21 protein-coding genes and 1 riboswitch are annotated in these 22051 nt (G+C 69.0%); of the genes, 8 read left to right on the top strand and 13 right to left on the bottom strand.

All coding sequences use genetic code 11. The features are described 5' to 3' along the window. Positions 1-110: 110 nt before the first annotated feature. A riboswitch (cobalamin riboswitch) is annotated at positions 111-249 on the bottom strand. Between the two features lie 105 nt (positions 250-354). The 5 genes from mctP to STRCI_RS27100 all read right to left on the bottom strand — a co-directional run bounded on the left by mctP (position 355) and on the right by STRCI_RS27100 (position 5496). After that, complete coding sequence (gene mctP, locus STRCI_RS27080) at positions 355-1950, bottom strand: monocarboxylate uptake permease MctP (RefSeq protein WP_269661575.1); 1596 nt, start codon at positions 1948-1950, stop codon at positions 355-357. Then, on the bottom strand, positions 1947-2213 hold the full coding sequence (locus STRCI_RS27085) for a DUF3311 domain-containing protein (protein WP_269661576.1): 267 nt from the start codon (positions 2211-2213) through the stop codon (positions 1947-1949). Before STRCI_RS27085 ends, mctP begins: the two co-directional genes overlap by 4 nt. Before the next feature lie 110 nt (positions 2214-2323). Next, on the bottom strand, positions 2324-2521 hold the full coding sequence (locus tag STRCI_RS27090; RefSeq protein WP_269661577.1) for a YbdD/YjiX family protein: 198 nt from the start codon (positions 2519-2521) through the stop codon (positions 2324-2326). Next, on the bottom strand, positions 2496-4631 hold the full coding sequence (locus STRCI_RS27095) for a carbon starvation CstA family protein (protein WP_269661578.1): 2136 nt from the start codon (positions 4629-4631) through the stop codon (positions 2496-2498). Before STRCI_RS27095 ends, STRCI_RS27090 begins: the two co-directional genes overlap by 26 nt. A 100-nt stretch (positions 4632-4731) precedes the next feature. Beyond that, on the bottom strand, positions 4732-5496 hold the full coding sequence (locus STRCI_RS27100) for a GntR family transcriptional regulator (protein ID WP_269661579.1): 765 nt from the start codon (positions 5494-5496) through the stop codon (positions 4732-4734). 308 nt (positions 5497-5804) lie between these two features. Here STRCI_RS27100 and STRCI_RS27105 point away from each other — a divergent pair, with 308 nt between their 5' ends. The 4 genes from STRCI_RS27105 to STRCI_RS27120 all read left to right on the top strand — a co-directional run bounded on the left by STRCI_RS27105 (position 5805) and on the right by STRCI_RS27120 (position 10470). Continuing rightward, the gene (locus tag STRCI_RS27105) at positions 5805-7088 is read left to right on the top strand and encodes an extracellular solute-binding protein (protein ID WP_269661580.1); all 1284 of its coding nucleotides are present in this window, start codon (positions 5805-5807) and stop codon (positions 7086-7088) included. A gap of 77 nt (positions 7089-7165) precedes the next feature. Continuing rightward, on the top strand, positions 7166-8158 hold the full coding sequence (locus STRCI_RS27110; RefSeq protein ID WP_269661581.1) for a carbohydrate ABC transporter permease: 993 nt from the start codon (positions 7166-7168) through the stop codon (positions 8156-8158). Continuing rightward, positions 8155-8985, top strand: coding sequence for a carbohydrate ABC transporter permease (locus STRCI_RS27115; protein ID WP_269661582.1), 831 nt, complete (start codon positions 8155-8157; stop codon positions 8983-8985). The genes STRCI_RS27110 and STRCI_RS27115 overlap by 4 nt, the downstream gene beginning before the upstream one ends. 9 nt (positions 8986-8994) lie before the next feature. Continuing rightward, entirely contained in the window at positions 8995-10470 is a 1476-nt protein-coding gene (locus tag STRCI_RS27120; protein ID WP_269661583.1) for a glycoside hydrolase family 3 protein, read from the top strand. Between the two features lie 63 nt (positions 10471-10533). Here the strand turns inward: STRCI_RS27120 and nagB are convergent, their stop codons facing one another. Both nagB and STRCI_RS27130 read right to left on the bottom strand, forming a co-directional pair. Then, entirely contained in the window at positions 10534-11319 is a 786-nt protein-coding gene (nagB, locus tag STRCI_RS27125) for a glucosamine-6-phosphate deaminase (protein ID WP_269661584.1), read from the bottom strand. Positions 11320-11449: 130 nt separating this feature from the next. Further along, positions 11450-12202: an SDR family oxidoreductase gene (locus tag STRCI_RS27130; RefSeq protein WP_269661585.1), complete on the bottom strand. Its 753-nt coding sequence runs from the start codon at positions 12200-12202 to the stop codon at positions 11450-11452. Positions 12203-12294: 92 nt separating this feature from the next. On the opposite strand from STRCI_RS27130, the gene STRCI_RS27135 reads away from it, so the two are divergent. Both STRCI_RS27135 and STRCI_RS27140 read left to right on the top strand, forming a co-directional pair. Then, positions 12295-12951 carry a TetR/AcrR family transcriptional regulator gene (locus STRCI_RS27135; RefSeq protein ID WP_418953377.1) on the top strand — a complete coding sequence of 219 codons (657 nt, stop codon included), beginning with the start codon at positions 12295-12297 and terminating at the stop codon, positions 12949-12951. Positions 12952-13277: 326 nt separating this feature from the next. Then, positions 13278-14744, top strand: coding sequence for a sensor histidine kinase (locus STRCI_RS27140; RefSeq protein WP_269664657.1), 1467 nt, complete (start codon positions 13278-13280; stop codon positions 14742-14744). A gap of 212 nt (positions 14745-14956) precedes the next feature. Here the strand turns inward: STRCI_RS27140 and STRCI_RS27145 are convergent, their stop codons facing one another. Together STRCI_RS27145 and STRCI_RS27150 are read right to left on the bottom strand one after the other, a co-directional pair. After that, positions 14957-15214, bottom strand: coding sequence for a WhiB family transcriptional regulator (locus STRCI_RS27145; protein WP_003992873.1), 258 nt, complete (start codon positions 15212-15214; stop codon positions 14957-14959). A gap of 320 nt (positions 15215-15534) precedes the next feature. Further along, positions 15535-16503, bottom strand: coding sequence for a diacylglycerol/lipid kinase family protein (locus STRCI_RS27150; RefSeq protein ID WP_269661587.1), 969 nt, complete (start codon positions 16501-16503; stop codon positions 15535-15537). A 146-nt stretch (positions 16504-16649) separates the two neighbouring features. Here STRCI_RS27150 and STRCI_RS27155 point away from each other — a divergent pair, with 146 nt between their 5' ends. Continuing rightward, positions 16650-17084, top strand: coding sequence for a hypothetical protein (locus tag STRCI_RS27155; RefSeq protein WP_269661588.1), 435 nt, complete (start codon positions 16650-16652; stop codon positions 17082-17084). 11 nt (positions 17085-17095) lie between these two features. Here the strand turns inward: STRCI_RS27155 and STRCI_RS27160 are convergent, their stop codons facing one another. The 3 genes from STRCI_RS27160 to STRCI_RS27170 form a co-directional block, all read right to left on the bottom strand. Next, positions 17096-18202: an RNA polymerase sigma factor SigF gene (locus STRCI_RS27160; RefSeq protein WP_269661589.1), complete on the bottom strand. Its 1107-nt coding sequence runs from the start codon at positions 18200-18202 to the stop codon at positions 17096-17098. Continuing rightward, a complete protein-coding gene (locus STRCI_RS27165; RefSeq protein ID WP_015657891.1) occupies positions 18199-18612 on the bottom strand; it encodes an ATP-binding protein in 414 nt (137 codons plus the stop codon). Before STRCI_RS27165 ends, STRCI_RS27160 begins: the two co-directional genes overlap by 4 nt. 259 nt (positions 18613-18871) lie before the next feature. Continuing rightward, positions 18872-19132, bottom strand: coding sequence for a UBP-type zinc finger domain-containing protein (locus tag STRCI_RS27170; RefSeq protein WP_269661590.1), 261 nt, complete (start codon positions 19130-19132; stop codon positions 18872-18874). A gap of 86 nt (positions 19133-19218) precedes the next feature. Here STRCI_RS27170 and STRCI_RS27175 point away from each other — a divergent pair, with 86 nt between their 5' ends. Next, complete coding sequence (locus tag STRCI_RS27175) at positions 19219-20814, top strand: Na+/H+ antiporter (RefSeq protein ID WP_269661591.1); 1596 nt, start codon at positions 19219-19221, stop codon at positions 20812-20814. A gap of 33 nt (positions 20815-20847) precedes the next feature. On the opposite strand, the gene STRCI_RS27180 is transcribed toward STRCI_RS27175, so the two are convergent. Next, positions 20848-21741, bottom strand: coding sequence for a 1-aminocyclopropane-1-carboxylate deaminase/D-cysteine desulfhydrase (locus STRCI_RS27180; protein WP_269661592.1), 894 nt, complete (start codon positions 21739-21741; stop codon positions 20848-20850). Between the last annotated feature and the right edge of the window lie 310 nt (positions 21742-22051).

The raw sequence follows: 22051 nt of genomic DNA on the forward strand, positions 1-22051 counted from the left end.
TCCCTCGCTCGGCACGGGGCCTTGCGGGCAGGGGGCAGCTCACGAGCGCACGGGGCGTCGCGTCCACCGGCCCATTCCACGAGGCCCGGACGTCGGGCACCACGGCCGAACGGCCGGGTGCGCTGTCGGCAGGTCCTCGGACTGACTCCCATACGTGCGCGAACACGCATAAGTACACCGTTGCGGGACAGTTCCGGATTCACACCGGATTCCCCTGCGGCGGCAGCGAGCATGAGCATACATCTTGTGCTCGCCTGCTTCGCCACCCCCAGATGTTGTGTCGCTGGGTGTAATTGCATGAAAGCGGGCCGCCGTTGGTGTTGCTCTTCGGCGGCCCGCTTCCCTGCCTGTGCCTCAGTGGACCGGCGTCAGATCCTTCTGTACGCCGGGGTCGCCCGCGTCCGCCGTGTAGTCCTCGGGGCTGGTCTCGTCGACGCCGTCCGGGGCCTTCGCGGCGCGCAGAACGAAGGTCAGGACCACCGTCACCACGAGGTTCAGGACGAAGGCCGTCAGCCCGATGTAGCCGATCTCGCCGATGCCGGGGATCTCCTTGGAGGAGCCGCCGAAGTGCTTCTGGGTCGGGGAGGCCACACCGTACGCCGCCACCGTGCCGTAGATCATGCCGACCGCCCAGCCGGCCAGCAGGGCCCAGCGGTGGAACCAGCGGGTGAACAGGCCGCCCACCAGCGCCGGGAAGGTCTGCAGGATCCAGATGCCGCCCAGGAGCTGGAAGTTGATGGCGACCGTCTTGTCCATGGTCAGGACGAAGGCCAGCGCGCCCACCTTCACCAGCAGGGACACCAGCTTGGAGACCTTGGTCTCCTGCGCCGGAGTCGCGTCCGGCCTGATGAAGTCCTTGTAGATGTTGCGGGTGAAGAGGTTCGCCGCCGCGATCGACATGATCGCCGCCGGCACCAGGGCGCCGATGCCGATCGCCGCGAAGGCCACGCCCGCGAACCAGTCCGGGAACATGTTCTCGAACAGCTGCGGGATCGCCAACTGGCCGTTCTCCACCTTCACTCCGGCCGCGATCGCCATGAAGCCGAGCAGCGCGAGCAGACCGAGCATCAGCGAGTACAGCGGCAGGATCGTGGTGTTGCGGCGGATCACGTCACGGCTCTTCGACGACAGCGTCGCCGTGATGGAGTGCGGGTACATGAACAGCGCGAGCGCCGAGCCCAACGCCAGCGTGGCGTACGTCCACTGGCCGGCCTCCGGCGGCACCAGGCCGCCCACGCCGGTGGTGGTGAACTTCTCGCCCGCGCCGGCGAAGATCTCGTCGAACCCGCCCAGCTTGATCGGGATGTAGATGATCGCCACCGCGATCACCAGGTAGATCAGCGTGTCCTTGACGAAGGCGATCAGCGCGGGGGCCCGGAGGCCGGACGAGTAGGTGTACGCCGCCAGCACACCGAACGCGATCAGCAGCGGGAGGTCCTTGATGAACCAGTTGGTGTTCTCCCCGCCACCGACGCCCATCACGTCCAGCACCGCCTGGATGCCGACGAGTTGGAGCGCGATGTACGGCATGGTCGCGAGGATGCCGGTCACCGCGACCGCCAGCGACAGGCCCTTGGAGCCGAACCGGCCGCGCACGAAGTCGGAGGTCGTCACGTACCCGTGCTTGTGGGACACCGACCACAGCCGGGGCAGGAAGGTGAAGATCAGCGGGTAGACGAGGATCGTGTACGGCACCGCGAAGAAGCCCGCCGCGCCGGCCGCGTAGATCGCCGCCGGGACGGCCACGAAGGTGTAGGCCGTGTACAGGTCACCGCCGAGCAGGAACCAGGTGACCCAGGTGCCGAACGACCGTCCGCCCAGGCCCCATTCGTCGAGGCTGTGCTCGTTCTCGGCCTTGCGCCAGCGGGCGGCCAGGAAGCCCATGACCGTGACGGCCAGGAAGAAGAAGATGAAGACGGCGAGTGCCACGCCGTTCACGCCGTCGTTCATTCGGCCGCACCGCCCTTCGCGGCGGCGCGGGCGCGCTGGTCACGCTGCCACAGCTGGTACGCGACCATCGTCAGCACGGTCGAGATCAGCACCCACGCCATCTGGTACCAGTAGAAGAACGGGATGCCGATGAAGGCCGGGTCGGCCTTCGCATACGAACCCACCCACAGCATCGCCACGAAGGGCGCGAACAGACAGAGGGCGATGATGACGCGCACAGGCGTCACCACCGGCTCTCTGCTCACTTTAGGACCTTGCGACATCAGACGGCACCGTCCCCTCACTGATCACCTGGTGTAACGCGCAGGCAATCTAGGTCACGGTGTCGCAGAAACGGAACCCCTCGTCCACATATCGGCCCCGGAAGATCGCTTCAGCAGCAGCGGAACCCCTGGCGGGGGTCCGACTCCTGTCGGTCCGTCCGCATCCGCTCGAAGTCACGCCGGGTCGGCACGGGTGCCGCCGGGTGGTCCCTGCGAAGGTGGGCGGTGTAGCGGTCGTAGGCCGATTCGTCGGTCAATTCGCGGACGTACCAGCGCATCGCCCTAAGTGCCCGCCGGAGTGACCGCATCGCGCTGCTCCTCCTTCTCCTCGGGGGTCGGGAACAGTCCGGCCGGGGCGACGAGTTTCGACTCGACGTAGGGCGCCTCGCTCAGCGAGGACAGGGCGGGGCGGCGGAGGTGCCGGACGCAGACGCGGGTCGCGTCCAGGATGACCACGATGATCAGGAGGGCGAGGGCCGCGGTGAGGACGCCGTCCACCGTGGAGTTGGTGACCACGGTGTGCATGTCGTCCATGGTCTTCGCGGGCGGCAGGATCTTGCCCTCGTCGATGGCGTCCTGGAACACCTGGCGCTGCTTGAAGAAGCCGACCCTGGGGTCGCTGGAGAACACCTTCTGGTAGCTCGCGGTCAGGGTGACCGTGGCGTCCCAGGCGAGCGGGATCCCGGTGATCCAGGCCCACTTGAGGCGCCCGGACTTCACCAGCAGGGTGGTGCAGACCGCGAGGGCGACGGCGGCCAGCAGCTGGTTGGAGATACCGAAGATCGGGAAGAGCTGGTTGATCCCGCCGAGGGGCTCATGGACGCCCACCCACAGGAAGTAGCCCCACAGCCCGCACACGATGGCGCTGCAGATGACCAGGCCCGGCTTCCAGCTGATCTGCTTGAACGGCCGGTAGACGTTGCCGAGCATGTCCTGGAGCATGAACCGGCCCACCCGGGTACCGGCGTCCAGCGCGGTCAGGATGAACAGCGCCTCGAACATGATCGCGAAGTGATACCAGAAGGCCCGCAGACTGTCCCCGGTGATCTGGGAGAAGATGTCCGAGATGCCGACGGCGAGGGTGGGCGCCCCGCCGGTGCGCGAGAGCAGGGACGCCTCCTCCACGTTCTTCGCCGCCTGGGCGAGGTCCTCGGGGGAGATCTGGTAGCCCCAACTCCCCACCACCTGCGAGGCGTTCTGCACGCTGTCGCCGATGACCCCGGCGGGCGCGTTCATCGCGAAGTACAGGCCCGGGTCGATGATGCTCGCCGCGACCAGCGCCATCACGGCGACCGACGACTCCATCAGCATGGAGCCGTAGCCGATCATCCGGACCTGGGTCTCCTTCTGGATCATCTTCGGGGTCGTACCGCTGGATATCAGCGAGTGGAAGCCGGACAGCGCGCCGCAGGCGATGGTGATGAAGACGAACGGGAAGAGCGAGCCCGCGAACACCGGGCCGTCGCCGCGGGAGGCGAAGTCCGTCACCGCGTCCATCTTCAGCGTCGGCAGCGCGAGCACGACACCGAGGGCGAGCAGGAAGATCGTGCCGATCTTCATGAAGGTGGAGAGGTAGTCGCGGGGCGCGAGCAGCATCCACACCGGCAGGATCGAGGCGATGAAGCCGTACGCCACCAGCCAGACGACCAGGGTGGAGGGCGCGAGGGTGAAGGCGTCGGCCCAGGAGGACTCCGCCACCCAGCGGCCCGCGATCAGCGCGAGCAGCAGCAGTCCCACGCCGATCAGGGAGACCTCGCTGACCCGGCCGGGGCGCAGGACGCGCAGGTAGAAGCCCATCAGCAGGGCGATCGGGATGGTCATCGCGATGGAGAAGGTGCCCCAGGGCGACTCGGCCAGGGCGTTGACGACGACGAGGGCCAGCACCCCGAGCAGGATGATCATGATGGCGAAGGTGGCCAGGATCGCCGCAGCGCCGCCGAACGGGCCGATCTCCTCGCGGGCCATCTGGCCGAGCGAGCGCCCGTCGCGCCGGGTGGAGAAGAACAGCACCACCATGTCCTGGACGGCGCCCGCGAAGATGACGCCCGCGATGATCCAGATGGTGCCGGGCAGATACCCCATCTGCGCGGCCAGCACCGGCCCGACCAGCGGTCCGGCCCCGGCGATCGCCGCGAAGTGGTGGCCGAGCAGGACGCGCCGGTCCGTCGGATGGAAGTCGATGCCGTTGTCGAGCCGTTCCGCCGGGGTGGCCCGGGTCTTGTCGACCTTGAGGACCTTGTACGCGATGAACTTGGCGTAGAAGCGGTAGGCGATGGCGTACGAGCCGAGGGCCGCGGCGACCATCCAGGCTGCGGAGACTTCCTCGCCGCGGGCCAGCGCGAGCACCGCCCAGCCGGTGCCGCCGATCAGCGCGACGAGGGTCCAGATGACGATGGTTCGAGTGTTCGCAGTGCGCACCGGGTCGTCCTCCCGTCCATGCGATGAGGGGAGGACCGTAGAACAGGAACAGCAGAGGCGCTACACCACGAGCACTATGTAGTTCGAGGCTTCAACAGACCTACTCCTGCGGACGCTTGAGCCTCGCGACGAACTTGTACCGGTCGCCGCGGTAGACGGAGCGCACCCACTCCACCGGCTGACCGGTCCGGTCCAGGGAGTGGCGGGAGAGCATCAGCATCGGCAGGCCCACGTCCGTGCCGAGCAGGCCGGCCTCGCGCGGGGTCGCCAGCGAGGTCTCGATGGTCTCCTCGGCCTCGGCGAGATGGACGTCGTAGACCTCGGCGAGGGCGGTGTAGAGGGAGGTGTACTTCACGAGGCTGCGCCTGAGGGCCGGGAAGCGCTTGGCGCTCAGGTGGGTCGTCTCGATCGCCATCGGCTCACCGTTGGCCATGCGCAGCCGCTCGATGCGGAGCACCCGGCCGCCGGCCGTGATGTCGAGCAGGTCGGCGAGGCGGTCGTCGGCGGTGATGTAGCCGATGTCCAGCAGTTGGGACGTCGGTTCCAGACCCTGGGCGCGCATGTCCTCGGTGTACGAGGTGAGCTGGAGCGCCTGGGAGACCTTCGGCTTCGCGACGAAGGTGCCCTTGCCCTGGATCCGCTCCAGCCGCCCCTCGACGACCAGTTCCTGCAGGGCCTGGCGCACCGTCGTGCGGGAGGTGTCGAACTCCGCGGCGAGGGTCCGCTCAGGGGGGACCGGGGTGCCCGGTGCCTGTGTCTCCGTCATGTCGAGCAGATGCTTCTTCAAGCGGTAGTACTTCGGCACACGCGCGGTACGGACGGCGGCCCCACCCTCGTTCTCCGCACTGCTGACGTCGGTGCTCATGCTCTGCCTTCCAGGCTCCGGCTGCGGCTCACATCGTGATCCCTTCTATATACCCTCACCACCACTTTTGGTCTAGTCCATAGAGCCAAGTGGTCTAGCGGACGAGAGTACTCCGCCATCGTTCTTTTCGCTGCCTTCTTACTTAAAGGTTCCTTCATATGTAGGTCGCATAACGGCTGGTCAGAGCCCTTTCCGGCACCCTTGACAGGATTTTTGGTCTGGTCCAAGCTCCACGTACTGGTCTACACCATTGGTCCAGGTCCCGGCCCATGGGCGGGGGGTTCATGGGCATCCCTGAGGAGGGTGGCGTGAAGCGCAAGCTGATATCCGCGATCGGTGTCGCGGCAATGATGGTCTCCATCGCGGCGTGTGGGAGCGACGACGGCGACGGCGACGGGGGCGGCAAGGCCGGCGCGGACGGCTACGCGGGCCAGACCCTCACCGTCTGGGTGATGGACGGTTCCTCCCCCGACCAGTGGCAGAAGGACGTCGCCGCCGCCTTCGAGAAGAAGACCAAGGCGAAGGTCAAGTTCGAGGTCCAGCAGTGGAACGGCATTCAGCAGAAGCTGACCACCGCCCTGTCGGAGGAGAACCCGCCGGACGTCTTCGAGATCGGCAACACCCAGACCCCGGCCTACGCCAAGACCGGCGGCCTCGCCGACCTGGCCGACCTCAAGACCGAGATCGGCGGGGACTGGGTCGAGTCCCTGAACGAGTCCTCCGTCTTCGAGGGCAAGCAGTACGCGGCGCCGTGGTACTTCGCCAACCGTGTCGTCCTCTACAACAAGAGCGTCTGGGCCGACGCGGGTATCAAGGACACCCCCAAGACCCGGGACGAGTTCTACGAGGACCTGAAGACGATCGGCGAGAAGACCGACGCCGAGCCGATCTACCTGCCCGGCCAGAACTGGTACCACTTCGTCGGCCTCACCATCGGTGAGGGCGCCGAGCTGGTGAAGAAGGACGGCGACAAGTACGTCTCCAACCTGGACGACCCGAAGGTCGCCGCCGCCATGGAGACGTACCAGAAGTTCCAGGAGCTCTCCAAGGCTCCGAAGGACAAGGACGAGGCCACCCCGCAGCAGGGTGAGGTCTTCGGCAAGGGCAAGGTCGGCGCCTTCATCGGTATGGGCTGGGAGGCCGGTATCGCGATCGAGGCCAACCCGAAGATCGAGAAGGAGATCGGCTACTTCACCATCCCGGGTGCCACGGCCGACAAGCCCGAGGGTGTCTTCCTCGGCGGCTCCAACCTCGCCGTCGCCGCGGGCAGCAAGAAGCAGGACCTGGCCAAGGAGTTCCTGCGGATCGCCCTCTCGGACGAGTTCGAGGGCCAGCTCGCCAAGGAGAACGGCGTCATCCCGAACAAGGAGGCTCTCCAGAGCAACCTCGCGGGCAACGCCGTCGCCGAGGCCGCCGCGCCGGCCGCCGCGGGCGGTGGCACCACGCCGCTGATCGCCGAGTGGGCCGCCGTCGAGAACGCGCCCAACCCGATCAAGACCTACATGACCGCCGTGCTGAACGGTAAGTCCCCGGCCGAGGCCGCCGCCCAGGTCGAGGAAGAGTTCAACAAGCGTCTGTCGCAGCAGCAGTAGGCGCACCCGGGCGGGGGCCGTCGAGGCGGCCCCCGCCCCCCGCGCATGGGTAGGTCGAGGAGGAAGAGAACGCGAGCATGACCGTGCAGACAGAACGGCCGCCTTCAGGCCCGAAGCACGTCCGTAAGGACCCACCGGGATCCGGCCACTCCACCCCGAGAGCCGCGTCCCGCATCGGCGCGCTCGCCCCGTACCTGTTGCTGCTGCCGGCCCTCTCGGCGACCGTGCTGCTGCTCGGCTGGCCGCTGCTGAAGGACGCGCTGCTGTCGTTCCAGAACCTCAACATGGCGCAGCTGATCCAGCACGTCACCGAGTGGAACGGCGTCGACAACTACACCGAGGTCCTCGGCAGCGAGGACTTCTGGCGTGTCACCGTGCGCTCGATCCTGTTCACGGCGGCCAACGTCGCCCTGACCATGATCTTCGGCTCGCTCGTCGGCCTGCTGCTCGCCCGGCTCGGCAGGCGTATGCGGTTCACCCTGATGATCGGCCTGGTGCTGGCCTGGGCCATGCCCGTGGTCGCCGCCACCACCGTCTACCAGTGGCTCTTCGCCCAGCGCTTCGGCGTCGTCAACTGGGTGCTGGACAAGCTCGGCTGGCACTCCATGGCCGACTACAGCTGGACCAGCGGCCAGATGTCCACGTTCTTCGTGGTCACGATGCTGATCGTGTGGATGTCGATCCCCTTCGTGGCGATCAACCTCTACGCGGCCACCACCACCATCCCCGCCGAGCTCTACGAGGCCGCCGCCCTGGACGGCGCCGGCGCCTGGAAGAGCTTCGCCACGGTCACCTTCCCGTTCCTGCGGCCCTTCCTCTACGCGACCACGTTCCTCGAAGTCATCTGGATCTTCAAGGCGTTCGTGCAGGTCTACACGTTCAACCAGGGCGGCCCCGACCGCCTCACCGAGATCCTGCCGGTCTACGCCTACATCGAGGGCGTCGGCAACCAGCACTACGGCATGGGCGCCGCGATCGCCCTGCTGACCATCCTGATCCTGCTCGGCCTCACCGCCTACTACCTGCGGATCGTGCTCAAGCAAGAGAAGGAAGAGGAGGCCGGGCTGTGAAGCGCTCGCTCTTCGGCCGTATCTGGCCCAACGCCACGGCCATCGTCCTGTTCATCGGCTTCGTCTTCCCCGTGTACTGGATGTTCGCCACGGCCTTCAAGCCGACCGGCGACATCATCTCCGAGAATCCCGTCTGGTTCCCGACCGACGTCACCCTGGAGCACTTCAAGACGGCGGTCGGCGTCGACAACTTCTGGACCCTGGTCACCAACTCGCTGACCGTGACGACCCTCGCGGTCGTCTTCTCCCTGGTCATCGCCCTTGCCGGGGCCTTCGCCCTGGCCCGGATGCGGTTCAAGGGGCGGCGCGGCTTCATCATCGGCTTCATGCTGGCCCAGATGGCACCCTGGGAAGTCATGATCATCGCGATCTACATGATCGTCCGGGACGCCTCGATGCTCAACAGCCTCGTCCCGCTGACGGCCTTCTACACGATGATGATCCTGCCCTTCACCATCCTCACCCTGCGCGGCTTCGTCGCCGCGGTGCCGGCCGAACTGGAGGAGGCGGCCATGGTCGACGGCTGCACCCGCGGCCAGGCCTTCCGCCGCGTCATCCTGCCGCTGCTGGCGCCCGGACTGATGGCCACCTCGCTGTTCGGCTTCATCACCGCCTGGAACGAGTTCGCCCTCGTCCTCGTGGTGAACAAGGAGGCCGAGGCGCAGACCCTCCCGCTGTGGCTGACCAGCTTCCGCACCGTCTTCGGCGACGACTGGGGTGCGACCATGGCGGCCTCCTCCCTCTTCGCCGTCCCGATCCTCATCCTCTTCGTCTTCCTCCAGCGCCGCGCCGTCAGCGGACTGACCGACGGCGCCGTGAAGGGATAACGCCCACCGATGACGACATTCGCCAGCGACACCCTGACGCGGGACGCGCTGACCGTCCTCCAGCCGGGCTTCCCCGGCACCACCGCCCCCGACTGGCTGCTGCGCCGCCTCGGCGAGGGCCTCGCCTCCGTCGGCCTGTTCGGCCGCAACATCGCCACGCCGGACCAGGTCGCCGCGCTCACCGCCCAGCTGCGGGCCGAGCGCGAGGACGTCCTCGTCGCCATCGACGAGGAGGGCGGCGACGTCACCCGCCTTGAGGTGCGCACCGGCTCCTCCTTCCCGGGCAACCACGCCCTCGGCGCCGTCGACGACGTCGACCTGACCCGAGCGGTCGCCCATGAGCTGGGCCGCCGGCTCGCCGCCTGCGGGGTCAACTTCAACTGGGCCCCGTCCGCGGACGTCAACTCCAATGCCGCCAACCCGGTCATCGGTGTCCGCTCCTTCGGCGCCGACACCGACCTGGTCGCCCGGCACACGGCCGCCTATGTCACCGGCCTCCAGGCGGCGGGCGTCGCCGCCTGCACCAAGCACTTCCCGGGCCACGGCGACACCGCGATCGACTCGCACGAGGCGATGCCGCGGATCGACCTCGGGCTCGATGTGCTGTCCGAGCGCGAACTGATCCCGTTCCACGCGGCCATCGCGGCCGGCTCGCGGGCGATCATGACCGCCCACATCCTGGTCCCGGCCCTGGACGCCACCCGCCCGGCCACCCTCTCCCGCCCGATCCTCACCGACCTGCTGCGCGGCGAACTCGGCTACGACGGCCTGATCGTCACCGACGGCATGGAGATGCAGGCCATCGCCTCCACCTACGGCATCGAGCGCGGCAGCGTCCTCGCCCTCGCGGCCGGAGCGGACGCGATCTGCGTGGGCGGCGGCCTCAACGACGAGGACACCGTACGGCGCCTGCGCGACGCCCTGGTCTCCGCGGTACGCAGCGGTGAACTCCCCGAGGAGCGGCTCGCGGAGGCCGCGGAACGGGTCCGCGCCCTGGCCCGCTGGACGTCGAGCGCGACCCCCGAGCAGGACAGGGAACCGTCGGACGTCGGCATGGTCGCGGCCCGCCGCGCCCTGCGCGTGACGTCGACCGACGCCCATACGCCGGTGACCGAACCCCCCTACGTCATCGCCCTGAGCCCGGTGGCCAACATCGCGGTGGGCGACGAGACACCGTGGGGCGTGGGCGCCGAACTGGCCGAACTGCTGCCCGGCACCGAGACCGCCGACGGCACGGACGAGTCCGTGGCCGAGGCGGCCCTGGACGCGGCCGGTGACCGCCGCATCGTGGCGGTGGTCCGCGACGAGCACCGCCACGAGTGGATGTCCAAGACCCTGGACACCCTGCTGCGCGCCCGCCCCGACACCGTCGTGGTCGAAATGGGCGTCCCCCAGTCCGCACCGAGAGGCGCCCTCCACATCGCGACGAACGGTGCGGCCCGAGTCTGCGGACGAGCGGCGGCGGAGGTCATAGCGGGCCAGTAGCGGCCGCTACGACGAGAAAGGCGCCGGTTCCCAGGAAGGGGAACCGGCGCCTTTTCACGTGCCTCAGATCCCCTGCCAGTCCGGCTTGTTGGCGTACGTGTGCCGGAAATAGTCAGCCAGCTTCAGCTTGGACGCGGCGCCCTCGTCGACGACGACTGTCGCATGCGGATGCAACTGCAACGCCGAGGCAGGACACACCGCGGCAACAGGCCCCTCAACAGTCGCCGCAACAGCATCGGCCTTGCCCAACCCCGTGGCGAGCAGGACCAGATGCCGAGCCTCCAGAATCGTGCCGATCCCCTGCGTGATCACATGGTGCGGCACCTGCGAGATGTCCCCCTCGAAGAAGCGCGCGTTGTCCACCCGCGTCTGCTCCGTCAGCGTCTTGATCCGCGTCCGCGAGGCCAGCGAGGAGCACGGCTCGTTGAACCCGATGTGCCCGTCGGTCCCGATCCCCAGCAACTGAAGGTCCACGCCCCCGGCCCCGGCCAGTGCCGCGTCGTACGCCTCGCACGCCGCCTGGACGTCCTCGGCCGTACCGTCCGGGCCCATGAACGCGTCCATCCCGATCCCGAGCGGCTCCAGCACCTCACGGCGCAGCACCGAGCGGTACGACTCCGGATGCTCGGCCGGCAGCCCCACATACTCGTCGAGCTGGGCGATCCGCGCCTGCGAGGCGTCCACGGCACCGGAGCGCACTTTGGCCGTCAGCGCCTGATAGATGGGCAGCGGCGTCGAGCCGGTGGCCACTCCGAGCAGGGCTTCGGGCTTGCGCCGCAGGAGCTGCGCCATGGCCTCGGCGATGAGCTCGCCACCCGACTTGGCATCCGGGACGATGACAACTTCCACGCTGGGCCTGCCGATCTGAAGAGGGGACTCAACCGGTACCCGAGAGGGCTATGTGGTTTAGACCAATCTAACAGAGGACGGCATTCGCTCCCAGGTGAACGCGGCGCCCGAGCCACCCGGCTGCGCCCGGCTATTGGAGGCTCAGCAGCGAACCCCCCGTCGCGTCCACGTGCTGCCCGGTCACCCAGCGGGAGTCCGGTGAGGCCAGGAAGGCCACCACATCGGCGACCTCGGCGGCCGTCCCCACCCGTCGGAACACCGAGACCGACTCGGCGTGCGCCCGCAGGCCCGGATCGGCCAGCACCGCGCTCGTGAGGTCGGTGTCGATGAAGCCGGGCGCGACCGAGTTGGCGGTGATGCCGCGCGCGGCCAGCTCGACGGCCAGTGACCGGGTCAGCGCCGTCACCGCGCCCTTGGCCATATGAGTGGCGGCGATACCCGGTATCCCCGCGTCCGTGGCCGCCGTGACATTGATGATCCGCCCATGGTCGCGCAGCCGGCCGAGCCCTTGCCGGATGATGAAGAACGGCGCCCTGGCGTTGAGGGCGTGAGCCCGCTCGTAGAGCTCCTCGTCCGTGTCGCCGATGGTCGCGAAGGTCGCCGCCCCCGCGTTGTTCACCAGGATGTCCACCCCCTCCGCATGCCGGTCAAAGGCGTCCCAGAGGGCCTGTGCGTCCCCCGGCACCCCCAGCTCGGCCCGGATGGCGAAGGCGCTGCCGCCCGTCGCCTCGATCCCGGCGACCGTCTCCTTCGCCGCCGCCTCGCTGCTGCTGTAGTGCACGGCGACCCGTGCGCCGTCGCGCGCCAGCCGCTCGGCCACCGCCCGCCCGATCCCCCTGCTCGCCCCCGTGACCAGCGCCGTCCTGCCCGTGAGCACGCCCATGCCGAACCCCCTGAATTCTCTATTGGTCGCTACAGAAAGACCGTAGCCCAGGGTCGGCCCTTTTCTCTAGTGCCCGCTATAAAATGCACTCCATGGTGAGCACCGAAGGCCCTCGTTCCACCGAAGCCCCCCGTTCCGCCGAAGTCCCCCGTCCCGCACCCTCCCGCCGCGGCCGCCCCCGCTCCTTCGACCGGGAGACCGCGCTGGAGAAGGCGATCATGGCCTTCTGGGAGCACGGCTACGAGGCGACCTCCGTCTCCGACCTCACCCGGATCATGGGCATCGGCGCCCCCAGCCTGTACGCGGCCTTCGGCGACAAGCGGGCGCTGTTCGACGAGGCCGTGGTGGAGTACGGCAAGCGCTACGCGGCCTTCGGCGAGCGTGCCCTGGCCGAGGAGCCCACCGCCCGGTCCGCCGTGCGGCGCATCCTGCGCGAGGCCGCTGTGCGCTACACCACCCCCGGCCGGCCACAGGGCTGCCTCTTCGTCCACGCGGCCGCCGATTGCGGCAGTTCGGAGGTGGGGGAGACGCTGCGGAACAGGCGCAACGCCACCATCGCCGCCGTCGAGAGCCGGGTGCGGGCGGACGTCGCCGCAGGTGAACTCCCCGCCGACACCGACGCCGGCGCGCTCGCCCGGTACACCGGCGCGATCATCCAGGGAATGTCCCAACAGGCGCGCGACGGCGCGAGCCGTGCGGAGTTGGAGGCGCTCGCTGAAATTGCCCTGTCCATCTGGCCCCGCGCATGAACCCGCAAGGGTTAGGCTGCAACGAACATCCTTCAACGCATGGACACGCCGAGTGGTCTAGTCCACAATGGTGTTCAAGAGTCCATGTGATACGCGGACGCGAAACTTCCGTCTTCCCCGCACAGGAGGACGGACCGAGGAACCGAGGCTCTCTGCCCTGACTGCCCCGTTTCCTCATCCTTCGGCCGACCGGGACCGCACACCCCACGGCCGTTGTTGCTCCGGGCTGCGGTGCCGGGAGGGTTGAGGGTCCCTCCCAGGCGCCGCGGCCCGCGGGTGTTTTAGGACCCCTCATACCCCCAGGTACGCTCGCACACGTGCCCTCCATGAACGAACTGGTCCACCAGCACACCGCCCTCGACGAGTCCGACCTCGAGTGGCTCCATCTGCTGGTCTCGGAGTGGCAGCTGCTCTCCGACCTCTCCTTCGCCGACCTCGTCCTGTGGGTCCCCACCCGCGACGGCACCCGCTATGTGTCGGTGGCCCAGATGCGGCCCAACACCGGCCCCACCTCCTACCAGGACGACATGGTCGGCCATCTCGTCCCGCGCGGCCGCCGCCCCATGCTGGACGCCGCCCTGGACGAGGGCCGCATCGTCCGCGAGGGCGACCCCGAGTGGCGCGAGGAGGTCCCGGTCCGGGTCGAGTCGATCCCGGTACGACGGGACGGACGCGTCCTCGGTGTCATCGCGCGCAACACCAACCTGCTGACCGTGCGCACCCCGAGCCGTCTCGAACTGACGTATCTGCAAAGCGCCTCGGACCTCGCGCAGATGATCGCGGCCGGATCCTTCCCGTTCGCGAACCAGCAGGTCGACATGGACGCCTCGCCCCGGGTCGGGGACGGGCTGATCCGGGTCGACGCGGACGGCATCGTCCAGTACGCCTCCCCGAACGCCCTCTCCGCCTACCACCGCCTCGGCCTCGCCGCCGACCTGGTCGGCCACCACCTGGGCAACGCCACCGCCGAACTCGCCCCGACCCACGGCCCGGTGGACGAGGCGCTCGCCAAGGTGGCCAGCGGCTGGGCGCCCCGTGAGTTCGAGATCGAGTCCGAGGACGGGGTGATCCAGTTCCGGGCGATCCCGCTCAAGCCCAAGGGCACCCGGATCGGTTCGCTCGTCCTGCTCCGCGACGTCACCGAACTGCGCCGCCGCGAACGCGAGTTGATCACCAAGGACGCCACCATCCGAGAGATCCACCACCGGGTGAAGAACAACCTCCAGACGGTCGCCGCGCTGCTGCGCCTCCAGGCCCGGCGCATCGAGTCCGACCGCGGCCGCGAGGCCCTCGAAGAGGCCGTGCGCCGGGTCGGCTCGATCGCGATCGTGCACGAGACGCTGTCCCAGAACCTGGACGAGCGGGTGGAGTTCGACGAGATCGCCGACCGGGTGCTGGCGATGGTCGCCGAGATCTCGCCCGGCAAGGTCACCGGCCGGCGCACCGGCCGCTTCGGCATCCTGGACGCCGAGGTCGCCACCCCGCTCTCCATGGTGCTGACCGAGATCCTCCAGAACGCCCTGGAACACGGCTTCCGTCAGGGCGAGACCGGGACCGTCGAGGTCTCCGCGGTCCGCGGCGGCACCACCAAGGAGGCCCGCCTCCTGGTCACCGTCCAGGACGACGGCGTAGGACTCCCGGAGGGATTCGATCCGCACACCGCGGGCAACCTCGGCCTCCAGATCGTACGGACCCTGGTGGAGGGGGAGTTGGGCGGTACGTTCGACATGGTGCCGGCGCCCGAGCGCGGTACGCAGGTCATCCTGGACATCCCGGTGCGGGCGCACAAGTAGGCGCAGGTGCGTACACAGCAGAAGACCCCGGCACAGCAGAAAGCCTCGGACCGGTGATCGGTCCGAGGCTCGTGCTCGTGCGTTGGGGGTCCCCCATGCCCTTAAGGCTATGGGGGAGCGCTCGGGGGTACTGCGCGCTGCGGCTCGGGGGCGGGAGATGCGTACTCGCTGTACGCGCCGCCAAGCTCAGGCTGTCAGCAGGGGTGGGTGCGTCAGGCGGAGGCCTGACGGGCCCGGTTGCGGGCGGCACGGCGCTTCATCGCGCGACGCTCGTCCTCGCTGAGACCACCCCAGACGCCGGAGTCCTGACCGGACTCAAGCGCCCACTGAAGACACTGCTCGATAACCGGGCAGCGACGGCAGACGGCCTTGGCTTCCTCGATCTGCAGCAGCGCAGGACCGGTGTTGCCGATGGGGAAGAAGAGCTCGGGGTCTTCCTCGCGGCAAACGGCGTTGTGACGCCAGTCCATGGCTGCTACCTCTCCTTGGTATTACATGCAAGTTGCTTGTGAATGTGAACGCTTTCACGAATCCCTCAACAAGTGAAGGGCCGACCGTCAGGTTTCCCTGGCGTGGTCCTGGGTTTTGAAGAGGGGTTCCGGTGGCCTGTGGACGCTGGTGTTGCGGGCTGTCCCGACCGCCACGTAGAGACTCGCAAACCTCAGCGGCGGATACAACCCCTTCCGGAAAGTTTTTTTTGATTCCTCGGTGTCGACTAGGTCACAGCCGTACTTCCATGGGGTGGACCCTGGCCTAAACGTTCGAGTGAAAGGACTTTAGCCTCTTCTGCTCACACAATCACACGCAGTGCACGGCGTACGCCTGTGAACGTCACGCTGGTTCGCAGTCCCAGGTGGTCGCCGTCCATCTGAAGGGGCAACGGGACCTTCGAATGCAAGGTGAACTGGTCCAGGTCGTGCAATGAGGCCGCATGCTTGCCATGCGGTCCCCGCTCGGGGGACGAAGTGAGCAACTGGGTCGCATACCGGGCAACCGCGACCGTGGACATCCGGCTGAGACCGAGTACGTCGAGCCCCGTATCGAACGAAGCCTTAGGTGCCGCGTACACCGGGCGATTGCCCAGATAGGTCCACGGAGCGGTGTTGCAGACTATGGAGAGCACCAAATCGGTCACCGGTTCGGCGCCGGGCCGCTCCAGGGTGATCGTGCCGTGCCGCCGGTGGGGCTCCTGGAGGAACTGGCGCAGGGCCTGACGCATATAGAGGGCGTGCGTGGACTTCCGGCCCCGCTCGCGCTGCTGCTCGACCCGGCCGACCACACCCGCGTCGAAGCCCAGCCCCGCGCAGAACGTGAACCACCGCGCGGGCACCCCTTCGTCCTCGGTGCCCGGTGTCCCCGCGGCGATCCCCATGCCGACCGTCCGCTCGCGGCTCTCGCTCAGCGCGTCCAGCAGGGCGCCGGTCGCCTCCACCGCGTCATTGGGCAGACCCAGGGCGCGGGCGAAGACATTGGTGGACCCGCCGGGGACCACCGCGAGCCGCGGCAGGTTGTCGGGATCGGGGCCGGCGTGCAGCAGACCGTTGACCACCTCGTTGACCGTGCCGTCGCCGCCGAGGGCCACCACCAGATCGATGTTCTGGCTCTCCGTCGCCTGCCGGCCGAGGTCGCGCGCATGGCCGCGGTACTCGGTGGTGACCGCTTCCAGCTTCATCTCACTGGCGAGGGCGTGGATCAGGACATCGCGCGTACGTGCGCTTGTGGTGGTTGCCGCCGGATTGACCACGAGAAGTGCACGCATGGATGGCAGGGTACCTACTGGGGGGTACCGATCCCACACCGAACAGAGATCCAATATGAGAATCGGTGCGTGAACCTTGCCACGGGCGCCTGTCGCACGCCCCGGGCGCCCACGGGAGCGGACCCGGTGACGGCTACCCTTCAGGGGTGAGTGCTGAAGCGAACCCCGCCCCGGAAGCCGGACCCCGCCCGCGGCGGCTGACGTACGCGGCGGCGCTCGCCGCGCTGGAGGGGCTCGCCCTGGTGGTCGGCGGGGTCTGGATCCTCGTCCTGGGCCTCACAGGCTCCCCGGACGACCGCCAGCAGGCCGTCACCGGCGGAGTGACCCTGGTGGTGCTGGCGCTGCTGCCGCTGCTGGCCGCCCGCGGGCTGCTTGCCCGGCGCAGCTGGTCGCGCGGTCCGGCCGTCATCACCCAGATCATGGCGCTGCCCGTCGCCTACAACCTGCTCCAGGCCGACAGCATGGCCATCCCGGCCGGGATCGCCCTCGCGGTGGTCGCCGTCGCCGCGCTGGTGCTGCTGCTGAACGGGGAGACCACCCGGGCCCTCGGGATCCGGGGGCCCGGCAACGCGTCGCAGTAGGTCCGGCGGACCTACTCCTCGACCAGCAGCTTCTCCCGCAGCTGGGCCAGTGTGCGGGCCAGTAGGCGCGACACGTGCATCTGCGAGATGCCGACCTCCTGGGCGATCTGCGACTGTGTCATGTTGCCGAAGAACCGCAGCAGCAGGATGCGCTTCTCGCGCGGCGGCAGATCCTCCAGCAGCGGCTTGAGGGACTCGCGGTACTCGACACCCTCCAGCGCCTCGTCCTCCGCGCCCAGGGTGTCCGCCACGGCCGGCGACTCGTCGTCGGTGTCGGGGACGTCCAGGGAGAGCGTGGAATAGGCGTTGGCGGACTCCAGGCCCTCCAGCACCTCCTCCTCCGAGATGGCCAGCTTCTCGGCGAGCTCGTGGACCGTGGGGGAGCGGCCGTGCTGCTGGGACAGCTCCGCCGTGGCCGTGGTCAGCGCGAGCCGCAGCTCCTGGAGCCGGCGCGGGACGCGCACCGCCCAGCCCTTGTCGCGGAAGTGCCGCTTGATCTCACCGACGACCGTCGGGGTCGCGTACGTGGAGAACTCCACCCCGCGATCCGGGTCGAAGCGGTCGACCGACTTGATCAGGCCGATGGTGGCGACCTGGGTGAGGTCGTCCAGCGGCTCGCCGCGGTTGCGGAAGCGGCGGGCGAGGTGCTCGACGAGCGGCAGATGCATCCGGACCAGCTGGTTGCGCAGCTCCGCGTACTCCGGGCTGCCGTCCTTCAGCTCGCGCAGCTCGACGAACATGGCGCGCGCCCCGCTGCGGTCCTGCGGCTCACGGTCCGGTGCCTCGTGCTGCGTGGCCGGCACGGCCTGGTCGTCGTCTCGCTGGTGCTCGCTCATCGTCCCGCCCGTCGCCCTCTGTCGAGCTCTAGTCTCAGCCCGGCCGGGGGTGCCCCCGATCCGCCTCCGGTGAGGCGGGTCCTGCACGGCGCTGTCCGGCGCAGCCGCCCGCGCGGTGGCCGCGTCGTCCTCGGGATGCGGCCTGGCCTGGTCGGGAATGCCGTCAACGCCGTCCGCCAGGTGTCGGGAACCGCCCGGAGCGACTGCGTCGTCGGAGTTCTCGGCCGGCAGCTCCCGTGTGCCGCGCTCTTCGTCCCGCACCGGCCCGTCCCCGTCCCTCACGCCGGCCCGGGTCCCGCGCCGCGCTGTTTGTAGAGGCTGATCGAAACGGTTTTGTCGTCGTCCACGGCGGAGGAGACCTTGCCCGCGAGGGCGGACAGCACGGTCCAGGCGAAGGTGTCCCGTGACGGTGCGTGACCGTCTGTGGTCGGCGCCGAGACGGTGACCTCCAGCGAGTCGTCGACGAGCCGGAAGACACAGCTGAGCACCGAGCCGGGCACGGCCTGCTGAAGCAGGATCGCGCAGGCCTCGTCCACCGCGATGCGCAGGTCCTCGATCTCGTCGAGGGTGAAGTCCAAACGGGCCGCGAGGCCGGCAGTCGCCGTACGCAGCACCGACAGGTAGGCACCCGCAGCCGGCAGCCGGACTTCCACGAAGTCCTGGGTCGCGGGCTCGCCTGCGATCTGGGACACCCTCACCTCCAAGGTGGTACAAGCTTTTCGGGGCCGAGGGTCGCCCCCCGGGGTAACGCGATGTGTGGTTCAGCGGTGACGCTATCGCGCTCCGAACTTTCTGTCCCCGGGACCCCAACCCCCTGCTGTCACTCATAGTAAACCTACGGATACGCTCCGTGGCTAGGGGTTCGGCGGGCCCAAATGGGAAGAGCGCGCGCCGGGTTGACGTACCCAGGCGTCAGACGGTCGAACCGTCCGGATCCGGAGTCGTCACGGGTCACACCAGAACGTGGTCCACGAAGCACCACCGCCAGCTCTCTCCTGGTTCGAAGGTCCGCATCACCGGATGACCGGAATCCTTGTGGTGCCCGGCGGCGTGCCGTCCCGGTGATGAGTCGCAGCAGCCGATGTGACCGCAGGTGAGGCACAGCCGCAGTTGTACCGGATGGGTGCCTGCCGCCAGGCACTCCGGACAGGTCTCGCTGAGCGGACCGGGTTCCGGGTGCGGCAGCGCATCGGCGTGCGTGCACTGTTTCATGATTGCCAGGTTACGACGGGCGCGCGGAAGGCCGCGCGGAAAATCCAGGGTGGGCGGACGGCGATGAGTGAGAGCGGGCGAGGTTCATGGACGTGATGCCCCTGCTGTTGTTGGTGGCGGGCAGTGCGGCTGTGGCCGCGGCGGCGCGGCGGACCCCGATCCCGGCGCCGCTGCTGCTGGTCGCGGTGGGCCTGGTGGTGTCGTATCTGCCGGGGGTGCCCGACTACACCCTCGACCCGCACATCGTGCTGCCGCTCATCCTGCCGCCGCTGCTGCACACGGCCGCCACCGACAGCTCCTATCTCGACCTGCGGGCGCAACTGCGGCCCGTGGCGCTGCTGTCGGTCGGGTACGTGCTCTTCGCGACCTTCGCGGTGGGCTGGGCGGCCTACATGATCGTGCCGGAACTGCCGCTGACCGCGGCCCTGGTGCTGGGCGCGGTGGTGGCGCCGCCCGACGCGGTCGCGGCCACCGCGGTCGCCCGCCGGGTGGGGCTGCCCTCACGGATCACCACGATCCTCCAGGGCGAGTCCCTGGTGAACGACGCGACCGCGATCACCGCCTACCGGGTGGCGCTGGCGGCCGCGGTCGGCGAGGGCGCCACCTGGGCCGGCGGGATCGGCGAGTTCCTGGTCGCGGCGATCGGGGGCATCGGCATCGGGCTCGTCCTGATGGTGCCGATCCACTGGCTGCGCACCCACGTGAAGGAGGCGCTGCTCCAGAACACCCTGTCGCTGCTGATCCCTTTCGTGGCCTACGCGGTCGCCGAGCAGGTGCACGCCTCCGGAGTGCTCGCCGTGGTGGTCGTCGCGCTCTATCTGGGGCACCGCGCGTGGGAGGTCGATTTCGCGACCCGCCTCCAGGAGGAGGCCGTGTGGAAGATGGTCGCCTTCGTCCTCGAATCGGCGGTGTTCGCGCTCATCGGACTCCAGCTGCCGGTGGTCCTCAAGGGCCTCGGCGAGTACGAGGGCGGGCGCGCCGCCTGGTACGCGATCGCCATCTTCCTGGTGGTCGTCGTCTCCCGGTTCGTGTGGGTGTATCCGGCGACGTTCCTGCCGCGCATGCTGTCGGCGCGGATCCGCAAGCGGGAGGAGAACCCCACCTGGAAGGGGCCGTTCATCATCGCCTGGGCGGGCATGCGGGGCGTGGTCTCCCTGGCCATCGCCTTCTCCATCCCGCTCACCGTGCACGGCGGCGAGGAGTTCCCCGAGCGCAATCTGATCCTGTTCCTGACCTTCACCACGGTCATCGGAACCCTCGTCGTCCAGGGCGTCACCCTGCCCCCGCTGATCCGGATGCTGAAACTGCCCGGCCGCGACGTCCAGGCCGAGACCCTCGCCGAGGCCAACGCCCAGGCACAGGCGTCCCGGGCCGCCGAACGGCGCCTCGACGAACTGCTCTCCGACGAGCGCAACGCCCTGCCGGACCCGCTCGCCGACCGTCTGCGCACCGTCCTGGAACGCCGCCGCAACGCCGTCTGGGAACGCCTCGGCCAGGTCAACCCGGTCACCGGTGAAACGGTGGACGACACCTACCGCCGCCTCTCCCGGGAGATGATCAGCGCCGAACGCGAGGTCTTCGTCAAGCTCCGGGACCTGCGCTACATCGACGACGAAATGCTCCGCACCCTGCTCCGCCGCCTGGACCTGGAGGAGGCGGCCGCGTTCCGGGAGGCGGAGTGACGGGGCGGCGGGCGGCCTGGCGGACGGCGCGGCCTACGGGAACGGGCGGCCGGTGACGACCGCCGCGATCGTCGTGCCGCGCGGGAAGGCGCCCTCCTCGGCCAGGGTGACCAGGCCGTACAGCAGCTTGGCGACATACAGCCGCTCCAGCGGTACGGCGTGGCGCCGCTCGAAGTCGGTGGCGAAGGCTTCCAGTTCGGGGGTGGTGCGGGCGTAGCCGCCGCAGTGGAAGCGGTCGTCGAGGGTCCAGGTGCCGCGGGGGCCGCCGAAGGCGTCGTGTTGCAGGGCCCGTATCCCGTCCGTCAGGAAGCCGCCCTTCAGGACGGGGACGCCGAGCGCGCGCTGGTCGGGGGCGAGGCCCGCGGCGAGGCCCGCGAGGGTGCCGCCGGTGCCGCAGGCGAGGGCGACGAGGTCGGCGCGGCCCCGGAGCTCCTGGCCGAGGGCCCGGCAGCCGAGCACGGCGCGGGCGTTGCTGCCGCCTTCCGGGACGACGTACGCCTCCTCGGCGCCCGCCGCGCGCAGGATCGCCGCCAAGGTCTCCGCCTCGGACTTGCGTCGATACGTCGATCTGTCGATGAAGTGCAGTCGCATGCCGTCGGCCGTGCAGCGGGCGAGGGAGGGGTTGAGCGGACGGTCCGCCAGCTCCTGGCCCCGGACCACGCCGACGGTGGGGAGGCCGAGAAGGCGCCCGGCAGCGGCCGTGGCGCGCAGATGGTTGGAGTACGCCCCGCCGAAGGTGAGGACGGTCCGGCCCGCCGCCGCGGTGAGGTTCGGCGCGAGTTTGCGCCACTTGTTGCCGATCAGCTCCGGGTGGATCAGATCGTCGCGCTTGAGCAGCAGGCGGATCCCGTAGCGGGCGAACCGGTCGTCGACGACCTCGTCGAGCGGCGAGGGAAGCCGGGGGCGAAGGTCGTCGAGGCTGGTCACCGTGCCATTGTCGCCCGGAGCGCGTCGTCGTCGCCCGGGCTGGCGTGGTGGGCGCGGCCGTAGCCGAACCAGGGACCCTCCCGCCAAAACCGGAAGATCGCTAACCAGCCGTTCGTACGGCGTGCGAGCCATTCTGGACAACAAGCGGAATCAGCGCCGGGGGCGGAAGTGACCCATGTGCCCAACCGTCCGTGATCCATTCCCGCTCTTTCGTGTAATAGCACCGGCACTCTCCGTGAGGAAGGCTTGGTCCTGCGAATCGATGCCCGGCGCATATCGGCGTCGGTGCATGACCGGGAGGGCAATTCCT

The organism is Streptomyces cinnabarinus, from assembly GCF_027270315.1.
GTDB lineage: Bacteria > Actinomycetota > Actinomycetes > Streptomycetales > Streptomycetaceae > Streptomyces > Streptomyces cinnabarinus.